The sequence below is a fragment of the Streptomyces sp. NPDC056948 genome (assembly GCF_042674225.1).
GTDB lineage: Bacteria > Actinomycetota > Actinomycetes > Streptomycetales > Streptomycetaceae > Streptomyces > Streptomyces purpurascens.
Map to the genome: position 1 here is coordinate 22,271 of NZ_JBHUQX010000049.1, position 9,380 is coordinate 31,650.

Annotated in this window: 5 protein-coding genes; 4 read left to right on the forward strand and 1 reads right to left on the reverse strand. The window is 72.2% G+C overall.

All coding sequences use genetic code 11. From position 1 onward, the window contains the following. Window positions 1-74: 74 nt before the first annotated feature. Window positions 75-3,275, reverse strand: coding sequence for a tetratricopeptide repeat protein (locus ACFTZL_RS09180; RefSeq protein WP_382579901.1), 3,201 nt, complete (start codon window positions 3,273-3,275; stop codon window positions 75-77). 238 nt (window positions 3,276-3,513) lie between these two features. Between ACFTZL_RS09180 and ACFTZL_RS09185 the strand changes: the two genes are divergently transcribed. The 4 genes from ACFTZL_RS09185 to ACFTZL_RS09200 all read left to right on the forward strand — a co-directional run. Continuing rightward, complete coding sequence (locus ACFTZL_RS09185) at window positions 3,514-5,550, forward strand: thioredoxin domain-containing protein (RefSeq protein WP_382579895.1); 2,037 nt, start codon at window positions 3,514-3,516, stop codon at window positions 5,548-5,550. 146 nt (window positions 5,551-5,696) lie between these two features. Continuing rightward, window positions 5,697-7,007, forward strand: a complete 1,311-nt coding sequence (locus tag ACFTZL_RS09190; RefSeq protein ID WP_382579896.1) for a glycosyltransferase — start codon at window positions 5,697-5,699, stop codon at window positions 7,005-7,007. After that, window positions 7,004-8,656: an ArnT family glycosyltransferase gene (locus ACFTZL_RS09195; protein ID WP_382579897.1), complete on the forward strand. Its 1,653-nt coding sequence runs from the start codon at window positions 7,004-7,006 to the stop codon at window positions 8,654-8,656. The genes ACFTZL_RS09190 and ACFTZL_RS09195 overlap by 4 nt, the downstream gene beginning before the upstream one ends. Then, the coding region (locus tag ACFTZL_RS09200; protein ID WP_382579898.1) for a polyprenol monophosphomannose synthase at window positions 8,653-9,380 on the forward strand (728 nt) is incomplete at its 3' end. The genes ACFTZL_RS09195 and ACFTZL_RS09200, both read left to right, overlap by 4 nt.

A 9,380-nucleotide genomic window follows, 5' to 3' on the forward strand; every position in this document is an offset into this window, starting at 1 on the left:
CTTCAACCCTTGCAGCCCCGAGGCCGCCGCGCCGGCGAATCGTCCGACAACGACCCGTGCGGGGGCCTGACTCCTTACTTCCCCGCCGCTGAGACCGCCACCCCCATCACCTCCCGCGCATGCCGGCTCGGCGTCATCCCCAGCCCCCACGCCTGCCACCCGGACTCCAGGCTCACGCCCCGTTCCAGCATCAGCCCCCAGGCGTCGATGTATTCGTCGAGCTTCTCGTCCCGGAGGGGATGGCCCGCCCGGGACAGCTGGGCCAGTTCCTCCTGGGCGACGGCCGTGCCGACCTCCGCGCCGCCGGGGGCCGCGTAAGGCAGGAGGGTGCAGCGCAGGAAGCGGGCCCAGTCCTCGCCCCGGCGGTCGTCGTACGACGTGAAGAGGGCCGTCGCCTCCTCGCACAGGGCGAGCGCCTGCTGGGTGCGGGCGTTGCCCGCGTCCACGACGGCCAGTTCCAGGCAGGTCCACGCCTCGCCGTGGGCGACGCCGATGCGCTGGAAGTCGGCGCGGGCGTCGACGAGGAGCTGGCGGGCGAAACCGGAGTTGCGCAGGGAGCCCGTCTGGGCGGCGCGCTGGTCGCGGGTGACGCGCGCCGAGTGGTGGCGGGCGCAGGCCAGACCGTAGACGTCGCGCATGCGGGAGAACATCGTGCGGGAGCGTTCGAGTTCGCGGACCGCCTGGTCCAGGGCGCCCGTCTCCTCCAGGGCCTGGCCCAGGTAGTAGAGGGTCCAGGCCTCGCCCCGCGCGTCCTCGTTGTCGCGGTGCCGGGCGGCCGCGCCGCGCAGTTCCTCCACGGCCGGGGACGCGTCACCGGCGACCAGCAGGGCCCGGGCGAGCTGGGTCAGGGCCCAGGCCTCGCCGCGGGCGTCGCGGGTACGGCCGTAGAGGTCGAGGGCCGCGCGCAGTTCGGACTCGGCGCGCGGGACGTCGCCCATGCGCAGGCCGAGCTGGCCGAGCTGGAAGTGGGCCCACGCCTGGCCGTGCACGGACTCGCCCGCGCGATGCAGGACCAAGGATTCGGTCAGCAGGTCCAGGGCCTCCGACACCCGGGCCCGGTCCCGCTCCACCGCCGCCAGGGCGTGCATCGTCCACGCCCGGTCCGTCGCCAGCTCGGCGGAGGACTGCAGGGCCAGGGCTTCGCGGAGCTTCGCCGACGCCTCCGTCAGATTGCCCTGGTGGTGCAGGGTGATGCCGAGGGAGCACAGGGCCCGGGCGGCACCCGCGTCGTGGTGCGCCTCCCGGTAGAGGTCGACGACCGAGGCGAGGGTGGTGCGGGCCTTGTCGAGTTCGCCGAGCTGCCGTGCCGCGATGCCGGTGCGCCACTGCACCGAGCGGACCAGCAGTCCCTCGTCCACGGCCTGCGCCAGCTCGCTGATCTCGCCCAGGCGGTAGAGGTCGCCGCGCAGCAGGCAGTAGTCGCACAGGGCGCCGAGCAGGTTCAGCACCGCCGCCTGGTTCACGCCCTCGGCGTGCCGCAGCGCCGCCGTGATGAAGCTCGACTCGTCGTCCAGCCAGCGCAGCGCCTCGTCGAGGGAGGTGAACCCGTACGGGCTGAAGCGGTTGGTGCGGGTCGACATGTTGCCGTCGACCATGCGCAGCACCGAGTCGGCCAGCTCGGCGTAGTTCACGATCAGCCGCTCCTGCGCGGCCGTGCGCTCGGCGGGTTCCTCCTCGTCGAGGAGCCGGGCCTGGGCGAAGGCGCGGACCAGGTCGTGCAGCCGGTAGCGGTCGCCCCGGACGTGGTCGATCAGGCCCGCGCGGGTCAGGGCCTGGAGATGGCGCTTCGCCTCCGCCTCGTCGGTGGCCAGCAGCGCGGCGGCCGCGGCGGCACCCAGCGAGGCCCGGCCGGCCAGGGCCAGCCGGCGCAGCAGCCGCCGTACGGTGTCCGACTGGTCGGTGTAGCGCAGCCACAGGGCGCGCTCGACCGGCTCGACCGGGCCGTACGCGCCGAGGTCCGTGGCCAGCGCGCGCGGGGAGCGCGGGCCGAGGCACGACCCCACGATGCGCAGCGCCAGCGGCAGCCCGCCGCACAGCTCCCGGACCCGGTCGGCGGACTCGGCGTCGTACGGCCCGGAACGGTCCTGCGCCGCCGCGCCCAGCAGTTCCTCCGCACCCGCCGCGTCCAGCGGCTCGACCGCGAGCTGATGCACCCGCGCGGGCAGCTCGGCCGGCTCCAGCGGACCCCGCGCGGTCACCAGCACCAGGCTGTCGGACCGCTCCGGGACCAGGGCGCGGACCTGCTCGGCGTCCGAGGCGTCGTCCAGGACGATCGTGACCGGCAGGCCGGTCAGATGCTGGTGGTACAGCTCGCTCAGCCGCTTGACCTGCTGGTCGGGGGAGGAGCGCTCACGGAACAGCAGTTGCTCACGGGGCGCGCCGAGCCGGTTGAGCAGATGCAGCAGGGCGTCGCGGACGGACAGCGGGGACCCGGCCGGGCCCTCGGCCCGCAGATCGACGACGCAGGCGCCGCGGAAGTAGTCCCGCAGATCGTGCGTGGCCTGCACCGCGAGCGTCGTACGGCCGCTGCCGGGCGTGCCGTGCAGGACGACCACCGTCGGCCGGGTCTCCGTGCTCGCGCGGGCCGCCTGCACCCACTGCCGGATCTGTGCCAGCTCCGGCCGCCGCCCCGCGAACGGCTCCGCCGGATCCGGGAGCTGCGCGAAGGACTGCTCCAGCACATTGCGCCCGCGCGCCGCCGCGCTCTTGTCGGCGCCCCGCAGCCGCGGCCCGGTCTTCTTCGGCCCGGTGGAGGCGGCGAGCACCCGCTGCTGGTCCAGGAACGGCCGGATGCCCCGCACCTCCAGCGCCGTCAGCCACTGCAGCCGCAGTTGTTCAGGACCGCCCGGCTGGCTCACGGCCCCGGCGCGGTGGTGCGCGGCCGGCAGATGGGAGCCGACCACCTTCACGACCGTCGCCGCGGCGCCCACGACCCCGACGGCCACGCCCGCGCCCAGCGCCGTCCCGGTGCCCGTACCGAGGGCCAGGTCGGCGACGACGGCCGCGACCGCCGCCACCCCGGCCACCAGCAGCGGTGTCCCGGAGCCTTCACGGGCGTACCGCTGCCCGAAGGTGAGCTGTCCGGCCGCCGCCTCGTCCAGGGCGTGCGTGTAGGCCTCGTACTCCTCGGCCGCGCTCTGCGCCATCCCGTCGAGTCCGCCGCGCGCCCGCGCGAGGAGCACCTTTCCGTCGCTGCGCCCGCCCGTCCGTCGCACCTCTTCCTCGACGGCCCGCGCCAACAGCCCCTCGGCCTCCGCCCGATGACTGTCCCGCATGTCACGTCCCCCTCCGGCGGCGACGGCGTTCTCTCCGGTCACCTCGGTCGTGTTCTCGGTCGTTTCCTTGGTCAAGTGTGCTGTGGACGGCGCATCGTTGCGAGGGGGCGTGCCCCGCCCGATTGTGTGAAGACCCGGGCCCGGCGGCGCGCCGCGTGCCCGGCGGGCGTGCGTCGGGAGCGTCGCCCGGGCGGCGCCTGACGCGTGCCCGGCGGGGTACTGCGGCAGGATGGACACCATGCCGAACCGACTGGCGCACGAGACGTCCCCCTATCTCCTTCAGCACGCCGACAACCCCGTCGACTGGTGGCCCTGGTCGGCGGAGGCCTTCGAGGAGGCCCGCAAGCGGAACGTGCCCGTGCTGCTCAGCGTCGGATACAGCAGTTGCCACTGGTGTCACGTCATGGCACACGAGTCCTTCGAGGACGAGCAGACCGCCGAGGACCTCAACGCGCACTACGTGAGCATCAAGGTCGACCGCGAAGAACGCCCCGACGTGGACGCCGTCTACATGGAGGCCGTGCAGGCGGCGACCGGGCAGGGCGGCTGGCCCATGACCGTCTTCCTCACCCCGGACGCCGAGCCCTTCTACTTCGGCACCTACTTCCCGCCCGCACCCCGCCAGGGCATGCCCTCCTTCCGGCAGGTGCTCCAGGGCGTGCACCAGGCGTGGGAGGAGCGGCGGGACGAGGTCACCGAGGTCGCCGGGAAGATCGTCCGGGATCTGGCGGCCCGGGAGATCTCCTACGGGGATGCCCGGACCCCCGGTGAGGAGGAGCTCGCGCAGGCGCTGCTCGGGCTCACCCGGGAGTACGACCCGCAGCGCGGCGGATTCGGCGGGGCGCCGAAGTTCCCGCCGTCCATGGTGCTGGAGTTCCTGCTGCGGCATCACGCGCGGACCGGCGCCGAGGGTGCCCTGCAGATGGCGTCCGACACCTGCGAGCGCATGGCCCGGGGCGGCATCTACGACCAGCTCGGCGGCGGCTTCGCCCGCTACTCCGTCGACCGCGACTGGGTCGTGCCGCACTTCGAGAAGATGCTGTACGACAACGCCCTGCTGTGCCGGGTGTACGCCCACCTCTGGCGTGCCACCGGCTCCGAGCTGGCCCGCCGGGTCGCCCTGGAGACCGCCGACTTCATGGTGCGCGAACTGCGCACGAACGAGGGCGGGTTCGCCTCCGCGCTCGATGCCGACAGCGACGACGGGACCGGCAAGCACGTCGAGGGCGCGTACTACGCGTGGACGCCCGAGCAGCTCCGTGAGGTGCTGGGAGAGCAGGACGCCGAGCTCGCCGCGCAGTACTTCGGCGTGACCGAGGAGGGCACCTTCGAAGAGGGCGCCTCCGTCCTCCAGCTGCCCCAGCAGCAGGAAGGACTGGTCGACGCCGGGAAGATCGCCTCCATCCGGGAGCGGCTGCTCGCGGTGCGGTCGGAGCGTCCCGCCCCAGGCCGGGACGACAAGGTCGTGGCCGCCTGGAACGGGCTCGCGATCGCCGCCCTCGCCGAGACCGGCGCCTACTTCGACCGGCCCGACCTCGTCGAGGCCGCCGTCGCCGCCGCCGACCTCCTGGTCCGGCTGCACCTCGACGAACAGGCCCGGCTCACCCGCACGAGCAAGGACGGCCACGCCGGCGCCAACGCGGGCGTGCTGGAGGACTACGCCGACGTGGCGGAGGGCTTCCTCGCGCTCGCGTCCGTCACGGGTGAGGGCGTCTGGCTGGAGTTCGCCGGGTTCCTCCTCGACCATGTCCTGGTCCGCTTCACCGACCCGGAGTCGGGCTCGCTGTACGACACCGCCGCCGACGCCGAGCAGCTCATCCGCCGCCCGCAGGACCCGACCGACAACGCCGCCCCGTCCGGCTGGACCGCGGCGGCGAACGCCCTGCTCGGCTATGCCGCGCACACCGGATCCGAGCCCCACCGCACCGCCGCCGAGAGGGCGTTGGGTGTCGTCAAGGCGCTCGGGCCGCGCGTGCCCCGCTTCATCGGCTGGGGGCTCGCCGCGGCGGAGGCCGCGCTGGACGGGCCGCGCGAGGTCGCGATCGTGGGACCGTCCCTCGATCACGAGGGCACGAAGACCTTGCACCGCACGGCACTTCTGGGCACCGCGCCGGGCGCGGTCGTCGCCGTCGGCGCTCCGGAGAGCGATGAGTTCCCGCTGCTCACGGGCCGTCCGCTGGTCGGCGGTGAACCGGCCGCGTACGTCTGCCGTAACTTCACTTGTGACGCCCCGACGACCGAAGTTGAAAGGTTGCGTGCGGTGTTGAGCGGCTGAAGTCGCGAATCAACGGAAACGTGCTCTTTATCTGAACGGCCCCCGGGCTTCACAGTTCCCCCTTAATCTCTGCACAGTGATGTGACGGATGGGGCCACACAGGCCCACCGTCACCACTGGGGGTTCTGGGATCTGGGGGGATCTGTTTGCTGACGTCTGTCTTCATCGCTGCCGTGTCACTGGCTCTGTTCTGGATGGCGGCCTTCACCTTGTGGTGGCAGATGCACGCCTGGCGTACGCCGGAAGTGCTCGCCTCCACGCGGTTCAGCAGTCCGGACGGGGACGAGCACGTCTCCTTCTCGCTGCTGCTGCCCGCCCGGCACGAACAGGCGGTGCTCGACCACACGATCCAGCGGCTGCTGGAGTCGAGCCACACCGACTTCGAGATCATCGTGATCGTCGGGCACGACGACCCGGAGACCACCGAGGTCGCCGAGAAGGCCGCGGCACGTGACCCGCGGGTCCGCGTCGTCGTCGACACGCACGAGAAGAAGAACAAGCCGAAGGCCATGAACACGGCACTGCCGCACTGCCGCGGCGACGTCGTCGGGGTCTTCGACGCGGAGGACCAGGTCCACCCCGAGCTCCTCGCGCACGTCGACCACGCCTTCCGCACCACCGGTGCGGACGTCGTCCAGGGCGGCGTGCAGCTCATCAACTTCCACTCGAGCTGGTACAGCCTGCGCAACTGCCTGGAGTACTTCTTCTGGTTCCGCTCGCGGCTCCATCTGCATGCGCAGAAAGGATTCATTCCGCTCGGCGGCAACACCGTCTTCGTCCGCACGGACGTCCTCAGGGAAGCCGACGGCTGGGATCCGAACTGCCTCGCCGAGGACTGCGACCTGGGCGTCAGGCTCTCCAGCGTCGGCAAGAAGGTCGTGGTCGCCTACGACTCCGACATGGTGACCCGGGAGGAGACCCCGGGCTCGCTGATGTCCCTGCTGAAGCAGCGCACCCGCTGGAACCAGGGGTTCCTCCAGGTGTACCGGAAGAAGGACTGGAAGCAACTGCCCACCCTCGGGCAGCGGCTGCTCGCCCGCTACACCCTGATGACCCCGTTCATGCAGGCCTTCACCGGCCTGATCATCCCGCTGAACGTGGCGATCGCGCTGTTCCTGGACGTGCCCGTCGGCATCGCCTTCATCACCTTCCTGCCGGCCGTCACCGCCCTGGTCACCTTCGTCTTCGAGGTCGTCGGACTGCACGACTTCGGCAAGCAGTACGGGCTGCGCGTCCGCTTCGCGCACTACCTCAAGCTGGTCCTGGGCGGCCCCTTCTACCAGGTCCTGCTCGCCGGGGCGGCCGTGCGCGCCGTGTGGCGTGAGCAGCGCGGCCGCAACGACTGGGAGCTGACGACCCATGTCGGCGCCCATCTCGACGACACGGCCGCGACCCGGGCGGACGCCCCGTACCCCCGTGAGGACGTTCCCGTGACCCGAGAGGACGTTCCCGCGTGACCTCCACCCTTCCCGCGGCGACCACCCCGAAGGTCCCCGCGCAGCGGCAGCCTGTGCCGGGCGCCGGTCCGGCCCGTCGCACACCCGAGCCGCCGAGCCGGCTGCGCTCCTCCCGCCCCGACCTGATCCTCTGCGGTGTCCTCCTGGTCGCGATCCTCACCGTGCAGGGCTGGAACATCGCCGACTACCCGGCCCTCAGCGACGACGAGGGCACGTACCTCGCCCAGGCCTGGTCGGTCCAGCAGGGCAACGGCCTCGCCCACTACACCTACTGGTACGACCATCCGCCCCTCGGCTGGATCCAGATCGCGGTGCTGACCTGGATCCCCGCGCTGATCAGCCCCGAGTCGATGACGGTGGGCACCATGCGCGCCGCGATGCTGCTGATCAGCGGCATCAGCGCGGTCCTCGTCTTCGTGCTGGGCCGCCGTCTGGCGCTGCCCCGCTGGGCGGCCGGGCTCGGCATGGTGTTCTTCGGGCTCTCCCCGCTGTCCGTGGTCCTCCAGCGGGAGATCTTCCTCGACAACCTCGCGGTGATGTGGACGCTGCTGGCCTTCACCCTCGCCGCGTCCCCGAGCCGCCACCTCTGGCACCACTTCGGCGCGGGCATCGCGGCCGCCACGGCCGTTCTCACCAAGGAGACGATGCTCGTCGTCCTGCCCGCCCTGTTCCTCACCATGTGGCGGCACAGCCACAAGGACACCCGCAAGTTCGCCCTCACCGGAGCCGTCACGGCCTGCACGCTGATCGGCTTCTCCTACCCCCTGTTCGCCCTGCTCAAGGGCGAGCTGCTGCCGGGCGCCGGGCACGTCTCCCTCTGGGACGGCGTCAAGTACCAGATGACCAGACCCGGTTCGGGCTTCATCCTCGACCAGGGCTCCGGCTCCTGGGGCGTGCTCCAGTCGTGGCTGTACTACGACCGTGTCCTGCCCCTCGGCGGCCTCGCGGGCGCCCTGCTGCTGCTCGCCACCTGGCGCTGGTCGGTCACCGCCCGGGCCCTGGCCGGACCTGCCCTGGCCGTCGCGATCTTCGCCGCGCTGGCCCTGCGCCCGAACGGCTATCTGCCCGCGATGTACGTCATCCAGGCCCTGCCGTTCCTCGCGCTCGTCCTCGCAGGCGGAACCGCGAGCGTCGCCCACGCGGTGCTGAGCCGCCGGCGCTCCGAGGCGGAGAAACGGTACGTCAGCCTGGGCCGGTACGCGCTCGCCGGGGTCCTGGCCCTCGCCGCATGCGCCTACGTCGTACCGCGCTGGTACGACGGTGCCCGCATCGCCGTCACCACCGACGCCAACGCCGGCTACCAGGCGGCCTCGAAGTGGCTGGCCACGGAGGTCGAGGACCCGGAGCGCACCCGGGTGCTGGTGGACGACGCCCTCTGGCTGGACCTGGTGCACCAGGGCTACCGGCCGGGGCTCGGTGTCATCTGGTTCTACAAGGCCGACCTCGACCCGGCGGTGACGAAGACGATGCCGCGCGGCTGGAAGGACCTGGACTACGTCGTCGCCTCGCCGACGGTACGGCGTGACGCGGCCGACCTGCCCAACGTCCAGGCCGCCATGGAGCACTCGGACCCGGTCGCCACCTTCGGCACGGGCGAGGACCGCATCGAGATCCGCCAGATCCAGACGTCCGCCGGAGGCGCGCGATGAGCCAGGAGTCCACCGTCCCCGGTGAGGTCGTCGAGACCGGTGAGGTCGTCGAGACCGAGACCACCGAGATCCCCGAACCGGGCGCCGTCACCATCGTCGTACCGACGTTCAACGAGTCGGCGAACGTACGGCAGTTGCTGCACCAGATCACCGAGGCCGTCCCGGCCCGGTTGCCCTGCGAGGTCGTCTTCGTGGACGACTCCACCGACGACACGCCCGAGGTCATCCAGAAGGCGGCGCAGGACTGCCCGTTCCCGGTGACCGTGCTGCACCGGGAGGAGCCGGTGGGCGGGCTCGGCGGCGCGGTCGTCGAGGGCATGAAGGCGGCGACCTCCGACTGGATCGTCGTCATGGACGGCGACTGCCAGCACCCGCCGTCGCTCGTGCCCGACCTGGTCGCCACCGGTGAGCGGGCCAACGCCGGGCTCGTCGTCGCCTCCCGGTACATCAAGGGCGGCAGCCGGGCCGGGCTCGCGGGCAGCTACCGCGTGCTCGTCTCGCGCGGGGCGACCTGGCTGACCAAGGCGCTGTTCCCGCGCCGGCTGCGCGGCATCAGCGACCCGATGAGCGGCTTCTTCGCGATCCGCCGCAGCGCCGTCACGGCTGACGTGCTCCAGCCGCTCGGCTACAAGATCCTCCTCGAACTCGCCGTCCGCAGCCGCCCGCGCACGGTCACCGAGGTGCCCTTCGTCTTCCAGGACCGGTTCGCCGGGGAGTCCAAGTC